This is a genomic window from Paraburkholderia gardini, from assembly GCF_907164545.1.
Lineage (GTDB): Bacteria > Pseudomonadota > Gammaproteobacteria > Burkholderiales > Burkholderiaceae > Paraburkholderia > Paraburkholderia gardini.
Genome location: NZ_CAJQZB010000014.1, coordinates 19182 through 40385 on the forward strand (window position 1 = coordinate 19182; position 21204 = coordinate 40385).

Below are 21204 nucleotides of genomic sequence, written 5' to 3' on the forward strand. Positions count from 1 at the left end.
TCGTTCAGTTGCCGAGCACGATGCCAACACCAGCGCGGACGATGGTGCTATTGCCGCCGGCGGTCGATACGCCGAGGTTGTAGTTGACCGTCCCCTTCTCGTTCCAGCGCGACACGCCCAGACCGAGCGCCGCCTGGCCGCGGTAGCCCGCGACACCGGCATTCAGCGTCGTGCGACCCGGCAGGTAAGGCGTGACGATGTTCAGCGCGGAGGCCGATGCAATGCCTCGACGGTTGTCACGATCCATATCCTGCATGGACTTGTAGACGCCGTTCACCGCAGAGTTCATCTGGTCGAGGTTGACCGCATCGGTCGGCGCCGTACCGGCCGCCACGTTGGTGATCTGGCGCTCCGCGCCGGCGGAACCCACCGACACCGAGTTGGCCCGGTCCGCCACCGAGTTCGCGCCGAGCGCCACGGCGTTGGACGCCGACGCCGTCGAGCCCACGCCCAGCGCCACGGACGAATCGCCCGTCGTGTTGGTGCGTGCGCCGATGGCGATTGCCGCCGCGCCCGATGCCGACGCGCCGTTGCCGATCGCGATCGCATCCGTGCCACTGGCAATCGCCGGCGTGCCGCCCGACGAATCCCCGCCGCCATCGATGTTGATGTACGTGTTGCCGCCATCGCCACCCGACATGTTCGCCACCTTGTTTTCGAGGCTGGAGAACTGCGAGTAGTTGACCGCATCCGTTGCATTCGTACCGGCGGCAACGTTCGTCAGCGTGACCGGATCATGACCTGCGCCACCCAGCGTGACGACGTTCTTGCTGCTGTCGTCGTAGGAGACCGCATTGGCGTTCCCGCCGCTACCGCCACCGCTGTAGTTCGCGACATACGTCTGCATCTGGCCGAAGTTGACCGCGTCGGTCAGGTCGGTGCCCGCCGCGATGTTTTTCAACTGCGTCGCCTTGCCGCCGCTGTTGAACGTGACCGTCTCCTTCGACTGATCGTCATACGCGACGAATGCATTGGTCACGCCACCCGTCGACGGATCGACGACGATGCCGGCTTCCTTCAGCTGCCTGAGGTTGACCGCATCGGTGTCGGTCGTCGCGTTGGCGACGTTGCGCAGAACCACTTCGCTCTTGCCACCCGGGTTGAGCGTGATCATGTCGTGCGCGGACGTGTCGTACTTCACGCCATCGGTCGAACCGGTTGCGACCTTCGCGTCCACCGCCGCGATCGCCTGGCCGACGTCGTTGTAGGTGGTGCCGTCGAGCGTGTAGGCCGGCTTCGAGACCTTGCCGTCCGCGCCAACGGCTGCGCTGCCGCCGAGCGCGGCCGCCACGCTGCTGGCCGTACCGTACAGTTGCGCACCGTTGACGGCGTCCGTACTCGACGACGCCACCTTGCCCGCCGCGACGTTCGTCAATGCAACCGGTGCCGATGCACCCACGCCACCCAGCGTCAGCCTGTCGTGCGCCGACGTGTCGTACACCACGGCATCAGGCGAACCGCCACCGGTCGACGCCGCCGCGGCCGTGATGGCCGCGGCCACATCGTTGTAGGTCCGGCCGTCCACCACGTACGTCGGGTTCTGGATCGTGCCGTCCGTGTTGACGGTCGCGCCGCCGCCCATCGCCGCCGTCACGCCCTTCAGCTGCGAGACGTTGACGGCATCGGTATCGCTCGTACCCGCGGCCATGTTGATCAACTGACGCTGCGCCGTGCTACTGCCGATCGACACCGCATTGGCGCGATCCGCGATCGAATTGGAGCCGAGCGCAACCGAACCGGCCTGCGTCGCCGACGAATAGGCGCCAAGAGCGAGCGCCTGCGTGGCGTCGTCCGACGTAAACGCGTTGTCGCCCATCGCAACGGAGCTGTCACCGCGCGCCGAGACGTTGGTGCCGAGCGCAAGCGCCTGTGCGCCATAGACCGCGGCCAGATGGCCGATCGCCACCCCGTCCACCGCGTCCGTGCCCGTCGAGGCGTAGTTGCCAACCACGGTCGAGTTCTCCGCGATGGCGGCCGCGCTTGCGCCGACGGCCGTCGCGTTGTCGCGGGCGGCGAACGATCCTGCGCCGACCGCGAGCGATTCCGCACCGATCGCGCTCGCCATCGGACCAACCGCCATGGCGTCGATCTTGTCCGGATCGACGTGTGTTCCTTGACCGCCTTGCGTGACGATCGGGCTCACGGCGATGTAGTCCGTGACCGGAGCGGTCGCGCCGAGCAGCATCGTCGATTTGACGTTGCTCACCTGCTTCGTCAGTTGCTGCTGAAGCGCGGTCAGCTGGCCGTAGGTCGCTGCGTCGGTCGCGCTGGTGCCCGAGGCGACGTTGGTGATACGGCGTTCGGCGCCGGTATCGCCGACCGAAACCGTATTCGCCTGGGTTGCCCGTGAATTCGCGCCGAGCGCGAGCGAGTTCTGCCCCATGGCCATCGCGCCCGCGCCGATCGCAACCGCCTTGTTACTGCCGGCGAACGCGCCGCCGCCAATTGCGATCGTGTCCGGCAACGATGCCTGCGCTTCCGACGCTGTCGATGTCACCTTGATGTACTTCGTCGCCATCGAGATGTTCGTGTTGATCGAATCGACCGTACCCGACACCGCGCTGATTGCAGAACCCACGTCGTTGTAGGTCTTGCCGTCGACGGTGTACGCCGGCGCCGTTACGGTGCCGTCCGCGCCGACCGACGACTGGCCGCCCAGCGCCGCTGCGACGCTGTTCGCCGTGTTGTACAGCTGCGCGCCGTTGACCGCGTCGCGGCTGGACGCGGTCACGGCGCCCGCTGCGAGGTTGGTCAGCGTGACTGCCGGTGCGCCCACGCCCGCGCCGCCCAGCGTCACGAGGTTGTGCGTCGTGGAGTCGTACTTCACTGCATCGGCGGTGGCGGCTGCCGAGCCGGCCTGCACGGCCGTCTGCAACTGGCTGACGTTCACCGCGTCGGTGAGCGCCGCGCCTGCGGCGACGTTCGTCACGCGACGCTCCGCACCCGCCGAGCCGACCGACACTTCGCCCACCGGCGTCGCGCCCGCGATCGTACCCGTGCCCGGGTTATAGGCTGCCTTCGAGAGATCGGCGGTGGTCGTGGCGTTCGCACCCAGCGCGATCGAGTTGTTCGCGGTGGCTTTCGCATTGCCGCCAATCGCCACGGCGTTCGTACCCGTTGCCGACGAATCGGCCAGCGTCGAGTTCGAGTGGAAGTACTTCACGCCACCGCCATTGGTGATGTTGTTCACCGTACTGGAGATGTTCGTGACGTTACCGGCCACGTTCGCCACGTTCTGGTTTGTCGCAAAGAGCTGCGAACCGTTGACCGCGTCCGAACTCGTCGCGGACAGCGAACCCGCCGACAGACCCGTGATCGTCGTACCGCTCGTTCCCTTCAGCGTGATCGAGCTGAGCGTGGAGTCGTCGTACGAAACGAAGCTGCCCTTCACCTTGCCGTTGCCGTCGATGATCGCGCCCATGTCCTTCAACTGCGAGACGTTCACCGCGTCGGCGTTGTTGACGCCCGCTGCGACGTTCGTCAGCGTGACGGCCGGTGCGCTCGTCCCGCCAAGCGTGACCTGCGTATGCGCCGACGTGTCGTACTTCACGGCATCTGCCGCAGCCGCGCTCGAGCCCGCCGTCACAGCCGCCTGCAACTGGCTGACGTTGACCGCATCGGTCGCTGCAGCGCCGGCTGCAAGGTTCGTGATGCGACGTTCATCGCCCGACGAACCCAGCGACACCTCGCCCGTGGCGGTCGTGCCGGCCAGCGTGCCGGTGCCCGGGTTATAGGCGGCGGCGGAAAGGTTCGCGGTGGTCGTCGCGTTCGCGCCGAGCGCGATCGAGTTGTTCGCGGTGGCTCTCGCATTGCCGCCAATCGCCACGGCGTTCGTACCCGTTGCCGACGAATCGGCCAGCGTCGAATTCACGTGGAAATACTTGACGCCCGTGCTGCCGTTCGTGATGTTGTTGACCACGTTCGTCAGGTTCGTCACGTTGCCGGCGACGTTCGCGACGTTCTGGTTCGTGGCAAAGAGCTGCGAACCGTTGACCGCCTCCATGCTGTCCGCCGACAGCGTACCCCCCGTGAGGTTCGTGATCTTCGTGCCGGTCGCGCCGCCCAGCGTGACGCTGCTCTTCGACGAATCGTCATACGCGACGAATGTGCTCGTCACGTTGCCGTTGCCGTCAATCGAAGCGCCCATGTCTTTCAGTTGTTTCACGTTCACCGCGTCGGAGTCCGCTGCGCCGGTCGCGACGTTCGTCAGCGTGACGGGCGTGGTCGAACCCGTGCCTCCCAGCGTGACGCTGGTGTGCGACGTGGTGTCGTACGAAACCGCATCGGACGAACCGGCGCCTGCCGCGGCGACGAGGGCCGAACCGACGTCGTTGTACGTCTTGCCGCCGATCGTGTAGCTCGGTTTCAGGATCGAGCCGTCCGTGTTGACGCCCGCGCCGCCGCCCATCGCCGACGTGACGCCCTTCAACTGGCTGATGTTGACCGCGTCGGTGTCCTTCGTACCGGCCGCCATATTGATGATCTGACGTTGCGCCGTGCTGCTGCCGACCGAGACCGTGCTGGCGCGATCCGCCACGGCGTTCGAGCCGATCGCGACCGAGTTCGCCGCCGTGACGGACGAACCCGCGCCGAGCGCCATCGACTGGGTCGCGCTGCTCGATGTGAACGCTTCATTGCCGATCGACACGGAGCTGTCGCCGAGCGTGCGGGCGTTCGAACCGATCGACACGGCGTTGGCTGCTGCGGTGCGCGACAGCACACCGATCGCCACACCGTTGTCGGCGTCGTTCGTGGTCGACGCCTGCGCGCCGATCACCGTGGTATTCACCGCGCCGGCGGCCGCGATATAGCCGATGGCCGTCGAGCCGTCCTGCGCGGCAAATGCGCCTGCACCCACTGCCAGCGATTCGTTGCCGATCGCGCTCGACACCGGACCGATCGCCATTGCATCCGTCTTGGTGGTGTCGACGTGCGTACCGTCGCCGCCCGTCGTCACGATCGGGCTCACGGCGATGTAGTCCGTCACCGGCGTGCTGGTCGCGCCGAGCAGCGTCGATGAACGCAGCAACGTGTTCTGCTTCGTGAGCTGCTGTTGTAACGCGGTCAGCTGGCCGTACGTGGCGGCGTCGGTTGAGGACGTACCGGCCGCGACGTTCGTGATGCGACGCTCCGCACCTGGGCCGCCGACCGACACCGTGTTCGCCTGATTGGCCATCGAGTTGGCACCCAGCGCGATCGAGTTCGCCGCCATCGCGGTGGCCCCTGCACCGATTGCGGCCGCACCCGTAGCGCCAGCGAACGTGCCGCCGCCGATGGCGATGGTGTTCGAACCGGATGCCTGTGCTTCCGACGTCGTTGCCGTGACCTTGATGTACTTCGTCGTGTTGCTGATGTTGTTGTTGATCGTATCGACGGTTGAGCTCATTGCATCGAGTGCGGAGCCGACGTCGTGGTAGGTCGTCGTGCCGATCGTATAGGCCGGGGCCGAGAGCTTGCCGTCCGCGCCGACGGCTGTGGTGCCGCCCAGTGCGCTCGCGACGCTGCTGGCCGTGTCGTAGAGCTGGCCGCCGTTGATCGCGTCCTTGCTGCCGGTGGCAATCTGGCCTGCTGCCAGGTTGGTCAGCGTGACGGGGGTGGTTGCGCCGGTGCCGCCGAACGTTACCTTGTCGTGCACCGAGGTGTCGTATTTGACGCCATCGGCGGAGCCCGTCGATGCCTTGGCATCCACTGCAGACAACGCTGTGCCCACATCGTTATACGTGTTGCCGTCGAGTGTGTAGACCGGTTTGCTCAGCTTGCCGTCGGCACCCACCGTGGTCGAGCCACCAAGCGCATCCGCAACGCTGTTCGCCGTGCCGTACAACTGCCCGCCGTTGATCGCATCCCTGCTGCTCGCTGCAACCTGACCCGCCGCCAGGTTAGTCAGCATGACAGGCGTGGTCGAGCCAACACCGCCAAACGTCACCTTGTCATGCGCGGAGGTGTCGTATTTGACGCCGTCTACGGAGCCCGTGGATGCTTTCACGTCGACTGCGGAGATCGCTGCACCGACGTCGTTGTACGTACTGCCATCCACCGTGTACGACGGCTTCGAAATCTTGCCATCCGTGCCGACGGTCGAATTGCCGCCGAGCGCATCCGCGACGCTGCTCGCCGTGCCGTACAACTGCCCGCCGTTGATCGCATCCTTGCTGCTCGCTGCAACCTGACCCGCCGCCAGGTTAGTCAGCATGACAGGCGTGGTCGAGCCAACACCGCCGAACGTCACCTTGTCATGCGCCGAAGTGTCGTAACGCACGCCGTCAGCAGAGCCTGTCGATGCCTTGGCATCGACGGCGGCCAACGCTGTGCCCACGTCGTTATATGTGTTGCCATCGAGGGTGTAAGCCGGGTTACTGAGCGTGCCGTCCGCGCCAACAGTCGAGTTGCCGCCGAGCGCGCTCGCGACGCTGCTCGCCGTGCCATGCAGCTGCGCGCCGTTGATCGCATCCTTGCTACCCGCGGCAACCTGACCTGCTGCAAGATTGGTCAGCATCACAGGCGTGGTCGAGCCAACACCGCCGAACGTCACCTTGTCATGCGCCGAGGTGTCGTAACGTACGCCGTCCACGGGACCCGCTGCGGCCTTCGCATCGACCGCGGTAATCGCCGAACCGACGTCGTTATACGTACTGCCATCCACCGTGTACGACGGCTTCGAAATCTTCCCGTCTGTGCCAACGGTCGAATTGCCACCGAGCGCATCCGCAACGCTGTTCGCCGTGCCGTACAGTTGCGAGCCGTTGATCGCATCCTTGCTGCCCGTTGCAACCTGACCTGCTGAAAGATTGGTCAACGCGACCGGCGTTCCGGAACTCGCGCCGCCCAACGTGACATGATCGTGCGTCGCCGAATCGTACATCACGGCATCGGGCGAACCGCCGCCCGACGACCCCGCAATCGCCGCATTCATCTGGTCCAGATTGACCGCATCGGTGCCGGCCGTGCCCTTCGCCAGGTTGATGATCTGACGCTGCATCGTGCTCGAACCCACCGATACCGCGTTACCCCGGCTTGCGACCGAACCTGAACCGAGCGCAACCGATCCGACGCTCACCGCATTTGCCCCCGAACCGAGCGCGACCGACTGGTCCAGCACCGCGTTCGAATTGGCACCCAGCGCCACCGAACCCACACCCATCGCACCGGCCCCGCGCCCGAGCGCTGTCGAGGTCGCGCCGCCCGCGAGCGCCCACGGTCCGGCTGCGACAGAGTCGCTGCCCGTGGCGCTGGCATCGCTTTCCGGCGCGTCAGAGATTGAATTGGCCTTGAAGTAACGCGTGTGTTCGTATAGCTGACCGTAGTTGATGGCATCGTTTGCGTCAGTGCCGTCGGCGACGTTGACGATTTTCGTGCCGCTCATGTCGGCGCCGGCCTGGAACGTGGCGGTACCGGTGGTGGTCGTGTCACCGCGCAACGTAATGCCGCCGGGTCCGTACAGCGTGACCACGCCCGCTCCGTTGTAGGCCGTCTGTCCCACGGTGATGTAGGCGCTCGATCCGCTTACGCCACCGTTTCCCGAGTTGTACTCGCTCATGACGACACCCGAGCCGCCGCCGCACTCGCCTTCGCCCATCGAGCCAATCGCGCCGCCCCATGCCTCGCCGTTCCACGAGGAGCCGTCCGCCGCATTCATCCACTGGCTGCTGGCCGCATCCGTTCCATTGCCCGCGCAGTTGACTATCGCCCCGGCAAACGCGGCCGGCGCGACCGACACCGCGCCCGCACCCAGCACGACCGCCGCAACCCGCGCTCGCCGCGAGGACCCCTTCTTCTTCGCCGTGCTCAGTTCGGACGCGGCGACCCACGCGCCCACCGACTCATTCCAGACAGACTTATGTACCTTGTTCATCGCCTATTACAACCTCAAAAATTGCCAATGGATTCTTTTCACTTTTGCAATGCGTAATGCGCCATGCAAAAGTCCTCTTCGGGAACCGGATATAACGATTGTCTAAACGGCTTCTCGCCGCACACAGGGTGGCAATCCTGTTTATCGCGCTGCAACTTTATCGGCTGGTTCGATCCGGTTATATCGGGCGGTACTGAATCGACGTAGGAATTTTCGTCAACACCCGGTACTTTCAGGACGTACCAGAACCGGAAACTGGGAAGCGTTTCCGGGCACTGATCAGAACCGGGCGAATTCGCCCTGACTCTTTACCGGTCGGCATCGACGGGGAATAAGCGAAAGACGGATCGCGTAGAAGATTGGGAAATTTCCGCAACCGGACATCAAGGCATTTTTCTATAATTCCAGCCCGATTCGATTAAACGGATCGTGGCGGTAAATCAATTATCTGGATTTATTTATTTGCGTATCGCGGTTTTTTTAAACGGCGACGCATTTTCAATCAGCATTAATACCAGACATATAAACCATGCAAATTTCCCAGCTTCGCATTAAAAGCCGTCAACGCGGCCAGGGCATGACCGAATACATCATCATCGTCGCGTTGATCGCGGTTTCGGCAATCGGTGTTTATTCGCTTTTCGGCCAGACGATCCGTAACCAGACGTCGGGGCTCGCGCAGGAAATGTCGGGCAAGAACGCTTCTGGCGATATCCAGAATGCCCAGGACAACGCCGACTCTGCCTCGACCAACGGCAACCAGAAGAAAGACATGGGCACGTATAACGCGAATAACAACGGGGAAATGCAGAACCACTAAGTCTGCAACCCACCATGAACCGCTCTGCCCGCACGGGCAGGGCCAGGGTCGCCGGCGCCAGCGGGCAGGCGCTGGTCTCTGCCCTGATTTTTCTTCTGGTCGGCGGCATTGGCCTCTTTGTCGCCTTCAATTCCTTTCAGATGACAAGCGCCCGCATCAAGCTGCAGAACACCGCCGACGCCGCTGCGTACAGCGCCGCAGTGCTGCAGGCGCGCGACTACAACTTCGCCGCGTACACGAATCGCGCAATGGTCGCCAACCAGGTCACCGCCGCCCAGGCCGGTGCGCTGAAATCGTGGATCGACGACCTGGAGGCGACGTACGGACCGTCTGGGGTCGATGACACGGTTAATGTCTACGCCGATCATCCCGTGCTCTGGCAAACGCCCAAGCAGGCCGGACACGCCGAGATCGCACCGGTACGCGCGACGCTCGACGCGCTGCTGCCCACAGTAGCCAGCGGTATTGGCCGCATCACGCGCGCGCTCAGCGACGCGCAGCTCAACTATCACGCCGCCACGCTCGTCACCGCGCCGCAAACGGCGGACGCCGTCGCGCAGCAGAACCAGCCCGACACGCACGTGACGGCCGGCTATTTCACAAGCGCGCGCAACGCGACGCAGCTCGCCGCGTGGACGAACTACACGCAGATCGTGACGCCCGCAGGCTCGTCGGGCGCGGATCATTTCGCCGATGTCGTCACCGATGCCGACACACTCGATGCCTTCCTGAAAGACCGTTCCGCGACGCGCAGTACAGGCCCGCAATACCAGGAACTCGACGACTCGGGCGGTACCAGATGCCGCTTCAGCCCCAACGCGACCGTGAGCGTGCGTGCGTTTCACAACGGCGGCACGCAATTGCGTCAGGACAAGAAAGGCTGGGAGGCGATCGATGCGACGATGGCGTCCGTCTACGTCAGTTGCCTCGACATGACGTTGCCCGTTATCGCGGGAACCGGAGGCAGCGTAAACGGCGACGTGCGGGTGCAGGGTGTCGAAAGCTATCTGAAGTCGCCGCCTTTCGTCGCATGGTCCGACTGGCAGGGCTATGGCGGCTATTACAACTTCGGCGATCACACGACCGGCACACCGGGCCTCGGCGTATCCGAGGGCCTCGCGCAAAAAATCGGCGACGGCCCCGGCACATCGCTCGATCTCTCGAATGGCGGGCTGCTGCCGTACCAGGACATCAACGGCGCGCCGGTGACCAGCGCGGCACCGCGCATCACGATCGAAGTCGAGCGCGCAAGCGAGACCCGCGTCAAAACGCAGGGTCTGCAAGGCGGCGGCCGGATGGCCGTGACGCCTGCCGACGCAGGCGGCGTGATGCGCGCGCTCGCCAGCGCGAACGCGTATTTCGTGCGCCCCAACCCGGGCGCGCTGGACGCGACGATCAGCGGCGCCCTGCTTCACGCGAAAGACTGGCTGCGCGCGGACGGCAAGACCGAATTCCCCGACACGTTCAGCCCGTACTGGCAGGCCACGCTCGCGCCCACCAGCGACGCCGAACGGGACGCCGCGCGCACCGCGCAGATCCCGGCAAGCGAGGCGGTCCAGCCATGAAATGCACACACTTCCGACGGCCGCAGCAGCACGGCCAGGCGATGACCGAGTTTCTGGTCGCCACTGCGCTCGTCATGGGCGTACTGCTTCTCGCCGTCGCGACGCTCGGCAAGTTCAACGACGTGCGCAACAAGACACTGATGGGCGCGCGCTATGTCGCGTGGGAACGCACGGTCTGGGGCAACGGCGCGACGATGGATTCGTCGCCGGCGACATCCGGTGACGACGACTGGTACAGCCAGTACGGTTCCGGCTCGCAGCAACCCGCCAAGAGCGACATCGAACTGCAACGCGAAGTCATCCAGCGCATGCTCGCGCAAAACGGCGCGCCGATCGCGGGCGACGACCGGTTGAACAACCGGCTGCCCGCTGTCGCGCCGGCCATGTGGGAAGACCATGGCGGCCACGCGTTTCTCGGCGCAACCGATGACGTCGTCGTCAGCAGCAATCGTGGCGAAAGCCCGGCGGCGAATCTCGCGCAGTACAGCGCGGAACCGTTCGGCTCGATGTCGACGTCGGGTAGCGGCACGTTCAATGCATCGATGAATCTGGCCACGCGCAATCTGCAGACGGGTACGCTCAGCGTATCGATCGCGAAAGATAGCGACGCACTCAGGAATATCTGGCCGGGCTTCGGCGGCCTGACGTTCAGCGATACGAACGTGGTGCTCGCCAACACGTGGCTCTCCGAAGGCGCGGCGAAAGGCGAGCATCTCTTCACCGCGGCCACGCCTGCGGCGAATGCAAGCCTCGTCAGTCCATCGCTGTATATGGGCCTGAAAAAGTACGCGCCCGAAATCGACACGCTGCAGTTCGGCCGTATCGAACGTGACGTGGTTCCTGCCGACCGTCTCTCGCCATGACGATGATCCATCCGGTTCTTCGTGCTGTGGCGTTGACCTGTGCAGCACTGCTGGTGCATGCCGGCAATGCGCACGCCGCCTGCGACAAACAACCCGTCAAGGCGGAACGCGTCCAGGCGATCGGTCTCGACATGCTCGTCAACGGTGTGCCGACCTCGGTCCGCACGCTGGACTTCGCCGGAACGGCCGACGATGTGTCCAGCGCATTCCGCGAATTCTGGACGCAGGAGGACGTTCCTGCAAAAGGCGTACGCGGACCGGACGGACTCGTGCTGAGCGCACTCGACGACGCGTGCCTTTACGTGCTCACGATCCCCAATGCGCAGGAGGGTGCGCCCACGAAAGGCACGCTGAGCATCATGCAGATCAGCGAGCAGAAAGCGTCGCACGCGATTGCCGGTTCGGCGATCCCGTTGCCTGAAGGTACAACGATCAGCGATGTCGAAAGCCGCGATCCTGGTCAGGCAGGACGGACCTGGCTCATCCAGATGTCCGGCAACGCCAGCGACAACGCACGCCGCTATGCGAGTCAGCTCGCACAGCGAGGCTGGTCGACGGTTGCGCAGGCGCCCGCGTTTCAGCTCGACGGATCAGGGCGCGTGCTGGGTAGCGCGCTCGCGATGCAGCGCGGCAACGACCGGCTCGATGCGATTTTCACCGCGCGCAACGGACAAACCGAAGCCGTCATCAACGCAACAAGGAATCGTTGACATGAAACACCCCGTGCATCCAGTCCGCGATCAGCGTGGCCAGGCGAGCGTCGAATACGTCGTCGTCACGGCATGCATCGTGTCGGCGCTGCTCGTCGCGGGCGATATGCCTCTGTCGCCGATCGACACACTCACCGCAGCGTTCAGGTCGCTGTTCAGCGCCTACAGCTTCGCCCTCTCGCTTCCCTGAACGTCAGGGTTCACTCATTCGCCATGTTCAAAAGAATCAAGATTCGCTCGCTCCTCGGCAACGCGTGGGTGCTTTTTTTCTGCGCCGTACTGGTCGCGGGCGGCCTCACGTTCGTGCTCTATCGCTACCTGAACGATCGCGAAATGCGCATCAAGGCTGAGGCCGCGGGGCATCAGCAGCGCGCAGGCGTCGAAGTCGTCGTGCCGCGCCGCGACGTGCCGGTCGGCACACCGCTTTCGAGCGGCGATTTCGTCGCGCGTGAAGTCGCGGCGGACCTCGTCTACGACGACATGATCCGCGTCGCCGACTTCGACACGTACCGGACCTCACATCTCGTGAAGGCCGTGCGACGCGGACGTCCACTGCGCGCCGGCGATATCGACGCGCTGCGCGGCCGCGATTTCGCCGACATCCTGCCCGCGGGCCAGCGTGCGTTGACGCTGGAAATCGACACGGTGAACTCCACCGCGACAATGGTGAGACCCGGCAATCGCGTCGATCTGTACTGGGTCGGCAAGAATCCGGACCCACAACCTGTCGCCGTTCAATCGGGTTTGTCCAGCACGTCCGTTCAATCCGGTGACGGCAAGGCGATTCGTCTGCTGATGCCGAACGTGCTGATTCTCGCGACCGGTCAGGACATCCGCCCACGTGACGCCGGCGAGGCGATGGAACGCGCAGGCAATCCGCAATCCGTCGACAACTACAGCACGGTCACCGTGCAGGTGCCCATCGCGGACGCGCCGCGCATCGTGCTCGCGCAGAAGGTCGGTTCGTTGCGCCTGATCCTGAAGAACGCCGACGACGCCACGCCGGACGTGCCCCAGAAGCTCACGGAAGACAAACTGTTTGCGAATGCCGGCAGTGGCGGCGGTAACACATCGCTCGTCGAAATCATCACGGGTGGCGGATCGACGGCGACGACGCGGGTGCCCGGCGGGCCATCGGACGCGGCGCCGGCCGCAGCGGGTGCATCGCCGCGAGCCCGCAATCCGGTTGCATCGGCTCCGGACAATCCGCTATCAGGCGCACCTCGACCGGGCGCCTACGAACAGGCGAACGCGATCGCTCAACAACTCCAGAAACTCGATACGCGCACGACGTCGGATCGCAACTGAAAGCACACAGCAGGTTCAGAATGAAAGTCCCCCATCGTTCGACGATGTTCCGTCGTCGCGTTATCCCTTTGCTGATTGCCGGCGTCATCCTGTGCGAAGCAGCACCGGTCGCGCTCGCGCAGCGCGTCGATACGTCGCTCAACAGCGATGCAACCAGCGAGAGCAGCAACACGAGCGTGCTCGAACTTTTTCGCGGCGAAGTACACGTGATGCGTCTGCCCGGCACGATCAAACGGATCGCGATCGGCAACGGCAAGATCGTGAGCGCGAGCGTTGTCGATGGACGGCTCATGCTGCTCGCCGAAAGCGCCGGCGTGACGTCGCTCGTCGTGTGGAATGAAAAGGGCATCGCGCTGCAAACCATGGTGCGCGTCGGCAAAGGCGAGGTGAACGCGTCTGTCGAGCAGTTGCGTCGCGTGCTGCAATCCGTTTCCGGCCTGCGCATTCAGCCGGTTGGACCGAACATCGTGCTCTCGGGTGTCGTGCACCGCGACATGGTGCCGGTGATCCAGTCCGCGACCGCCGATCTCAGCAACGTCATCAACACGACCACGGTCGACGAAGGCGACGCGCTGAAAAAGACGATCCACTTCAAGGTGCAGATCATGGAAATGACGCGCACCGGCCAGGAGAGTCTCGGCATCGCGTGGGACAGCCAGTTCAATGGACCGCAGGTCGGCGGTCAGGCGCTGTTCGGCACAGGCGGCGCGGCTGCGGCGGCAACCGGCGCGACGAACTTCTTCCTTGCGGGCATCGCGTCGAACATCACGTCGAAGATCAACTTCGCGATCAACAACGGCGACGCCTATATTCTTGCGACGCCCGAACTGAACACGAAGAGCGGTGGCGTCGCGACGTTTCTCGCCGGCGGCGAAGTACCGGTGCCGAAGGCCGGCGCGCTCGGCACAACGGATGTCGACTACAAACCGTACGGTATCAAGCTGAACATCAAGCCGGTGGTGGACGCGAACAACATCATTTCGGCGAGCCTCGAAACCGAAATCAGCCAGATCGACCCTTCGGTTTCGTACGGCGGTTTTCCGGGCTTCCTGACGCGCAAGACGACCTCCGATATCTCGCTGCGTGCCGGCGAAACACTCGCGATCTCCGGGCTCGTGAGCTCGGATGCACTCGACTCGACGAACGGCATGCCGTTTCTCGGCCAGTTGCCGATCATCGGCAGACTGTTCCGCTCAGACGCCTTCCGTTCGAAGAAGAGCGACCTGGTGATCTTCGTGACGCCGCTGATTTCCGATCCATCCCTGTCGCCGAATACGGACATGCTCGCGCGCGCGGATCGTTTCGATCAGCGCTTCCGCGATCGCTATGGCGATCCGAGCCCGCTTGCGCCCGTTCAGGCAGAAGGCGCGCCTCCAGCACCGCGACAACCGGTTGCGCCCACGCCCGCACTGCCGCCTGCGCCGGTGCGCAACGCGCCGCGGCAGGCTGCTGCGCCGCAGATTGTTTTGACGCCGGCGCCAGTGCCGAACCTTCCGCCCGCTTCGAACCCGATCGGACTCGCTGAAGCTATCCGCATGCTTGATGCGCCTCCGGTATCCCAGGGCGCTACGCGCTGATCACTTCACGGACAACGCACCTCATGATCCATCTTCACGTGCAGCCGCGTAACGCACCGGCACGGACATTTCAGACCGACAGCGGCTGCTCGATCGGCAAGGACCCGGCATGCGACATCGTTCTCAAGGGCATGCTGATCGGCAAGCTGCACGCACGCGTTATCAGGGAACACAACGCGTGGTACATCGAGGACCAGGGCGGCATTCTCGCGACGCTCGTCAATGGATCGCCCGTCACGCGCTACGGGCCGCTACTGGATACCGACCAGATCGAAATCGGCACGACGGTACTTCGAATCGTCGCGGCACCCGCTGCATCGCCGGCAGTTGCCGTGACGACGGTTGCCGCGCCCGCGCCCGAAGAAGCAACACCGCTGGCCTTCGTGGCGCGAGTGGAAAACACGGCGCCCGTACACGCTCTTCCTGTTCACGCCTCGCCGCCGACAACGCCTGCGAGCATCGAACGGCCAATACCCGTCAGCGAATCTGCCCGCCCCGCGTCGCTCGCTACCCAACCGCCTTCGCTGACAAAACCGTCGGAACCCCCACGCACGCAGTTTTCGCGTACGAAAAGATCCGCGGCGCCGGCACTCGAAGTTTCGCCGATCAACAGCCCGAACGGCATTGAACTGCGAAAGCGCGCGCATATGAAGGTCATCGCGACGCTCGATCTGCGTCGCCTTAACGTCTCGCGCATGGAAGACGACGAACTGCGCCGCACTGTCAACGCCACGCTCGACGACATCCTCGGCCACGATACCAGCCTGCGCTCGCCGGACATTCCGCTCGAGGTGTTGAAGAAAAGCGTGTTCGACGAAATCATCGGGCTTGGTCCGCTCGAAGAACTGCTTGCGGATGCAAGCGTGTCGGAAATCATGGTCAATTGTCATGACGAGGTATTCGTCGAACAACACGGGCGTCTCACGCGTTCCCCGGTTGTCTTCACCGACGATCGTGCGGTGATCGGTGCAATCGAGCGGATCGTCGCGCCGATCGGCCGGCGTATCGACGAAAGCTCGCCAATGGTCGATGCACGCCTGCCCGATGGGTCACGCGTGAATGCAGTCATTCCGCCGCTCTCACTCAAGGGCCCGAGCATCACGATCCGTAAATTCTCGAAGCGCAAGCTCACCGGCGAGGACCTGATCCAGTACGGCTCGATGTCGCCGGATATGCTGGAGTTTCTGCGAACCGCCGTCGAGCAGCGCGCGAACATCGTCATTTCCGGCGGCACGGGCTCCGGCAAAACGACGCTGCTCAACGTGCTATCGGGCTACATCCCTGACGACGAACGCATCGTGACCGTCGAAGACGCCGCCGAGCTGCAGCTCTCGCAGCCGAATCTCGTGTCGCTCGAAGCACGGCCCGCGAACATGGAAGGCAAAGGCGCGATCCCGATTCGCGATCTCGTGAAAAACTGCCTGCGGATGCGTCCCGACCGGATCGTGGTAGGCGAATGTCGCGGCGGCGAAGCGCTCGACATGCTGCAGGCGATGAACACGGGTCACGACGGCTCACTCACCACGACCCACGCGAACGCGCCGCGCGACTGCATCGCGCGCCTTGAGGTGATGACCCTGATGGCGGGCCTTGATCTGCCTGCGCAGGCGATCCGCGAACAGATCTGCTCGGCCGTCGACATCATCGTCCAGCAAAGCCGCTTTTCGTGCGGCTCGCGACGCGTCACGCACGTGACCGAAGTGAACGGCATGGAATCCGGCGTGATCCAGTTGCAGGACGTATTCATCTTCAAGGAAGAAGGCTTCGGTATCGATGGACGCATCCAGGGCGAGTTCGTTTCGACCGCCTATATTCCCGACTTCTATCAGGATCTGATCCGCCGCCGTATCCCCGTGAATACCGACATTTTCACGCGTACGGACTAGCCTCGCGACCATGACCCTCGCACTTATTCTCGCGCTCGTCTTCACCGGCATCCTGGCCGTGATCTGGCTGATCGCGCGCAGCGGAAAAACCGCGCTGGCCGCGCGCTCGCAACATATGGCAAGCGAACTGGAACAGCAGCTCGCCGATGCGTTCGTGTTCGTGAACCGGCAGAAAGTCGCGACGTGGACCATGATTGCAATGGTCGCGCTGCCTGTCGTGACGTTTCTGCTAAGCGGTAGTCTGCTGGTGGGCAGCGTCGCATTGCCGCTTGCGTTGACGCTCCCGAAAAAGGTCATGGCACGCATGCGCGCAAAGCGTATCGTCGCGCTCGAAAAGCAGTTGCCTGACGCACTCCTGATGCTTGCGGGCGCGTTGCGTGCTGGTGCAAGTTTTCCGGTCGCACTCGAAAGCGTGGTCCATGAATCGACGCCGCCCATCTCCGAGGAATTCGACCTGCTGATGCGCGAAATCCGTCTTGGCATCGATCTCGACGTGGCGATGCGCAACGTCGAAAAGCGCATCCCGATTCCCGACTTCATGATGGTGACGGCGGCCATCACGATCGCGCGAGAAGTGGGCGGCAATCTCGCCGAGGCGCTCGAATCGGTTGCGCGCACGCTGCGCGAAAAGCTGCAGATGGAAGGCAAGATCCGCGCACTGACTTCACAGGGGCGCATGCAGGGCATCGTCATGACGTGTCTTCCGCTGCTTCTGATGCTCGTGCTGCGCTTCATGGAGCCCACCGCGATGGCGCCGCTCTTTGGCGAGCCCGTCGGCTGGGCCACGCTCGGCGTGATCGCCGTGATGGAGTTTCTCGGCTACAAGTCCATTTCGGCCATCACCCGTATCGACGTCTAACCATGCTGCTCTTCATTGCATTTCTGGTCAGTTGCGGCGCGGTGATCGTCGCATTCCTCGCCTTTCGCTCCGTGTCGGGTCTCACCCAGGCAGTACCCGACGAAGACCGTACATGGCTTGATCCCTTGCCCAAACCGCTCCGGCTGTTGTGGCCCGTCGTCAATTTTGTCGACCATCACTTCGGCGCATTCTTTAGCGACCGGCACGTCGCAAGAATCGAAGCGCAACTGCGGATTTCATCGCTGCTGTTTCTGATGAGCGCGCGGCAGTTTCTTGCGTTGTCGCTGCTCTCCTCGGTACTCGCCACGCTGGCTGCGCTGCTGTTGATGCTGGCGCTGCACGCGTTTTCCGTCTGGGTTCTGGCTGGCGTCGTGGTGCTCGCCTTCTTCTACCCGCGTGTGTGGATCAAGGATCTGCGCAAACGCCGCGTCTCGCAGATCCTGCGACATCTGCCGATCTACCTGGACTTTCTGACGCTCGCCGTCGAAGCGGGCCTGAACGTCAATGGCGCGATCCAGAAGGCGGTCGAGAAAGGTCCCGATGGCCCGCTGCGTCGCGAATTCGAACACGTGCTGCGCGATCTCAAGTCCGGGCTGAGCCGTACCGAAGCGCTGCGGCGTTTCGAGGACCGGCAGCGCATCAAGGAAGTATCGAACCTGGTCGGCGCCATCGTGCAGGCCGAGCGCATGGGTTCCGGTCTCGCGAAAACATTGCGTTTCCAGTCTGAACAGCGCCGCTCGGAGCGCTTTCAGCGCGCGGAAAAGCAGGCAATGGAAGCGCCCGTGAAGCTGATATTTCCGCTGCTCTTCTTCATTTTTCCGGTCACGTTCATCGTGCTCGGATTTCCAATCGTCATGAAATTCGTACAAGCAGGCATGTTGTGAAGAAGGCTCAACTGACGAGGGCCGGTGTGGATATGGGCATCCGCGTATCGATCGCAGACACGCCGCTAGAGCGCATGCGCGGCCTGCTGGGCCGCGACGGTCTCGCGCGCGACGAAGCGTTGCTGCTGTGTCCGTGCCGCTCGGTGCACACGTTCGGCATGCGCTTCGCGATCGACGTGCTGTTTCTCGACCGCCACGGCCGGCTTGTGGCGCTCCACGCCGACACGCCGGCGCGGCGCCTGCTCTTTAATTTCCACGCGACGCAAACGCTTGAAATGCCGGCAGGCACCGCGCACGGACAAGCGATCAAAACCGGCGACGTGTTTGCTTTCGAGGCTCTCCTTTGAACCCGCTTTCCTTCCCGCCGCGCGCACGCGCGGCCCGCGTCCGCCTGATGCGCCATCAGCACGGCCAGTCGATGACCGAGTTTCTCGTCATCGCACCGTTGCTGCTGTTCTTTTGTCTCGCGACCGTGCAGTTCGCCCTGCTGTATCAGGCGAAGTCCACGCTCGATGCAGCGACGCTCGAAGCCGCCCGTGAAGGCGCCGTCACGCACGGGTCGATGACGGCGATGCAGGATGGCCTTGCGCGCGGCCTTGCGCCGCTTTACGCGCGCCACGCCAGCGCCGACGGCGCGCAGGCCGCGCTGCTGAACGCACAAACCGACGTCATGACGGCAAGCCACATCACGATCGTCAGTCCGACTGCCGACATGGTTAGCGATTTCGCGCCGGCGACCTCGTTTGCCACGCAAGGCACGGCCGTCGCCGAGATTCCGAACGACACGCTGATCTATCGCAATACCGTGACAGGTCCGCGCTCGGGCGTGAACATTCAGGACGCGAACCTGCTGAAGATCCGCGTCCATTATTGCTACGACATGTACGTACCGCTGGTGAACAAGGTCCTGTATTACGCGGCGAACGTGATCGGCAATATCGGCCCCGACGGCATCCTGCCGCGCGAACCGGCCGACGGCGGTGAAGACCCGTATGGCGATCCGCAACAGCCGGACACGTGGTGCAGGGTAAAGCTCGCGGACGGCATCGCGACGGGAAAATGGCCGCTGGCGCTGGAGTCCGAGGCGCTCGTGCGGATGCAGTCCAGCTATCGCCCCTCCGCTGCAAACGATGCGACCGCAGCACGCAGCGCACCCCGACCATGAAGACGCCGCGGTCGACGTGCAACAGCATGTGTCGTGTTCGAAGTGGGTTGCTCGTGTGGGTCGTACTCATTGCGGGCGCGACCGGCATGCCGCGTTCCGCGCAGGCTTCGGACGTGGTTGTGATCGCAGGCGGTTTGAGCCACAACGACGATCGCAGTCCTGACACAAGCCCGCTCGCTGTTGTCGTCGAGCCTGCGAACCGGCAGTTGCCCTCTGTCGCGGCGCGGGATTCGCGCATCATGGCGCTCGCGCCGCTGATCAACGAAGCGGCTTACACCACCGGCATCGATCCAGCGCTGCTGATGGCGGTGATCGACGTCGAATCCGGCGGTAACGCACAGGCGGTTTCGCCGAAAGGTGCAAGCGGATTGATGCAACTGATGCCTTCGACCGCCGCGCGACACGGCGTGCTGAACGTCTTCGATCCGAAGCAGAATATCGCCGCTGGAGCGCGCTATCTGGCCCAGCTATTGCGGCAGTTCGGCGATCTGCCGCTCGCGCTGGCAGCGTATAACGCGGGCGAAACCGCTGTGCGGAAATACGGTCGCCAGATTCCACCCTTCGCGGAAACGCTTGCCTATGTGCCGCGTGTCATCGACCGGTATCAGCGTTACCGGAGCGTCGAAGAACCGCAAGGCCGCTTTTTGCTGGTGCGGCGTGGCGGTGTCCAGCAGAGCGATTGACGCGAGAGATTTCAGGCACCGGTTTGCAAAACGGTAATGTCAAACGCGTGAGCGATCTGCACGGGGCAGATTCGCAAGCCACGTATCCATTCTTTCGACCTCGTGCTCCACGCTCGCGAAGAGCACGGCTGCGCGCGCCGCGTCTCCTGCCGCGGCCGCGAATTCCATCTGCGACGTCTGCTCGACGAGTTTCCTGAAACCGATCAGTCGCGCGGAACCATTGATCCGGTGTGCGGCGCTTGCCGCCTCGCTCCACGAACCGGTATGCAACGCTTCGCGCAACGTCGCTAGCGTCGTGCAATTCGTGTCGGTCAGGATACGGACGAGTTCGCGAGCAACAGCGACGTCGCCAGCGGCCAGTTCGTGGACTTTCCTTGCGAGCGCGTGTCGATCCATGTCTTCACGCAATGCGGCAACGCCGGGCGAAATCGACCAGCTCGACGAGCGTCTTGACGCTGACTTTCTTCATGATGCGAACCTTGTGGCTACTGACTGTCTTGTTGCTGATGAACAGCACCTCGCCGATGGTTTTATTCGACAGACCTCTCGCGAGCATCCGCAGGATGGCGAGTTCCTTGTCGGATAGCAGCGCAAGCCTTTCTTCATCGGTCATCGTCTGGGTGCCTGTGCGTGCACCGGTATGATGCCGCGCGGGGAACGCGGTGTAGCCTCCGAGGACCGATTCGATATGACGTCCGATGCCGTTCAGGTCCAGCGATTTGCTGACGAAACCGCGTGCGCCGGCGCGCATCGCGCGCGGCGCGAATGTCTCGGGGTCCCCGGCGGACAGCACGAGCACACGAATCCCGGGACGAATGAGCTGCAGCCTCGAAACGACATCGAGGCCGCTGATGCGCGGAATGTCGAGATCGAGCACGACGAGATCGGGTGCGTGCCGCCGGACCATGTCGATGGCATCCTGTCCGTTGTCCGCTTCGAGCACTTCGGCGACGCCGGGAATTTGCAACGCATGAGTCTTGATCACGAACCGGAATGCAGGATGATCGTCGACGATCAGGATAGTAGCCAACC

Annotated in this window: 16 protein-coding genes; 13 read left to right on the forward strand and 3 right to left on the reverse strand. The window is 63.7% G+C overall.

All coding sequences use genetic code 11. The features are described from left to right. Nucleotides 1-4 precede the first annotated feature (4 nt). Nucleotides 5-7852 carry a YadA-like family protein gene (locus LPA37_RS12080; protein WP_229012667.1) on the reverse strand — a complete coding sequence of 2616 codons (7848 nt, stop codon included), beginning with the start codon at nucleotides 7850-7852 and terminating at the stop codon, nucleotides 5-7. 529 nt (nucleotides 7853-8381) lie between these two features. On the opposite strand from LPA37_RS12080, the gene LPA37_RS12085 reads away from it, so the two are divergent. The 13 genes from LPA37_RS12085 to LPA37_RS12145 are packed head-to-tail and all read left to right on the forward strand — an operon-like array spanning nucleotide 8382 to nucleotide 20172. Next, on the forward strand, nucleotides 8382-8672 hold the full coding sequence (locus tag LPA37_RS12085; RefSeq protein WP_228978364.1) for a Flp family type IVb pilin: 291 nt from the start codon (nucleotides 8382-8384) through the stop codon (nucleotides 8670-8672). A gap of 14 nt (nucleotides 8673-8686) precedes the next feature. After that, nucleotides 8687-10237: a pilus assembly protein TadG-related protein gene (locus LPA37_RS12090; RefSeq protein ID WP_228978362.1), complete on the forward strand. Its 1551-nt coding sequence runs from the start codon at nucleotides 8687-8689 to the stop codon at nucleotides 10235-10237. Then, nucleotides 10234-11100 (forward strand): type 1 periplasmic-binding domain-containing protein, encoded by an 867-nt coding sequence (locus LPA37_RS12095; protein ID WP_229012668.1) that lies wholly within the window; start codon nucleotides 10234-10236, stop codon nucleotides 11098-11100. The genes LPA37_RS12090 and LPA37_RS12095 overlap by 4 nt, the downstream gene beginning before the upstream one ends. Beyond that, complete coding sequence (locus LPA37_RS12100) at nucleotides 11097-11810, forward strand: hypothetical protein (protein WP_229012669.1); 714 nt, start codon at nucleotides 11097-11099, stop codon at nucleotides 11808-11810. The genes LPA37_RS12095 and LPA37_RS12100 overlap by 4 nt, the downstream gene beginning before the upstream one ends. A 1-nt stretch (nucleotide 11811) precedes the next feature. Then, complete coding sequence (locus LPA37_RS12105; RefSeq protein WP_228978356.1) at nucleotides 11812-12000, forward strand: hypothetical protein; 189 nt, start codon at nucleotides 11812-11814, stop codon at nucleotides 11998-12000. A gap of 23 nt (nucleotides 12001-12023) precedes the next feature. Next, the gene (cpaB, locus tag LPA37_RS12110) at nucleotides 12024-13118 is read left to right on the forward strand and encodes a Flp pilus assembly protein CpaB (RefSeq protein WP_228978355.1); all 1095 of its coding nucleotides are present in this window, start codon (nucleotides 12024-12026) and stop codon (nucleotides 13116-13118) included. A 20-nt stretch (nucleotides 13119-13138) separates the two neighbouring features. Then, nucleotides 13139-14695, forward strand: a complete 1557-nt coding sequence (locus LPA37_RS12115) for a type II and III secretion system protein family protein (protein ID WP_228978352.1) — start codon at nucleotides 13139-13141, stop codon at nucleotides 14693-14695. A 23-nt stretch (nucleotides 14696-14718) separates the two neighbouring features. Then, a complete protein-coding gene (locus tag LPA37_RS12120; protein ID WP_228978350.1) occupies nucleotides 14719-16581 on the forward strand; it encodes an ATPase, T2SS/T4P/T4SS family in 1863 nt (620 codons plus the stop codon). A 10-nt stretch (nucleotides 16582-16591) separates the two neighbouring features. Continuing rightward, the gene (locus LPA37_RS12125; RefSeq protein WP_228978348.1) at nucleotides 16592-17440 is read left to right on the forward strand and encodes a type II secretion system F family protein; all 849 of its coding nucleotides are present in this window, start codon (nucleotides 16592-16594) and stop codon (nucleotides 17438-17440) included. Between the two features lie 2 nt (nucleotides 17441-17442). After that, entirely contained in the window at nucleotides 17443-18324 is an 882-nt protein-coding gene (locus tag LPA37_RS12130) for a type II secretion system F family protein (RefSeq protein ID WP_228978346.1), read from the forward strand. Next, a complete protein-coding gene (locus tag LPA37_RS12135) occupies nucleotides 18321-18671 on the forward strand; it encodes a DUF192 domain-containing protein (protein WP_228978343.1) in 351 nt (116 codons plus the stop codon). Before LPA37_RS12130 ends, LPA37_RS12135 begins: the two co-directional genes overlap by 4 nt. Nucleotides 18672-18718: 47 nt before the next feature. Further along, entirely contained in the window at nucleotides 18719-19489 is a 771-nt protein-coding gene (locus LPA37_RS12140) for a TadE/TadG family type IV pilus assembly protein (RefSeq protein ID WP_228978500.1), read from the forward strand. A 26-nt stretch (nucleotides 19490-19515) separates the two neighbouring features. Further along, a complete protein-coding gene (locus LPA37_RS12145; RefSeq protein WP_229012670.1) occupies nucleotides 19516-20172 on the forward strand; it encodes a lytic transglycosylase domain-containing protein in 657 nt (218 codons plus the stop codon). A gap of 39 nt (nucleotides 20173-20211) precedes the next feature. Here the strand turns inward: LPA37_RS12145 and LPA37_RS12150 are convergent, their stop codons facing one another. Together LPA37_RS12150 and LPA37_RS12155 are read right to left on the reverse strand one after the other, a co-directional pair. Further along, nucleotides 20212-20568, reverse strand: a complete 357-nt coding sequence (locus LPA37_RS12150) for an Hpt domain-containing protein (RefSeq protein WP_229012671.1) — start codon at nucleotides 20566-20568, stop codon at nucleotides 20212-20214. Nucleotides 20569-20572: 4 nt separating this feature from the next. Next, nucleotides 20573-21202: a response regulator transcription factor gene (locus tag LPA37_RS12155; protein ID WP_228978337.1), complete on the reverse strand. Its 630-nt coding sequence runs from the start codon at nucleotides 21200-21202 to the stop codon at nucleotides 20573-20575. Nucleotides 21203-21204 lie beyond the last annotated feature (2 nt).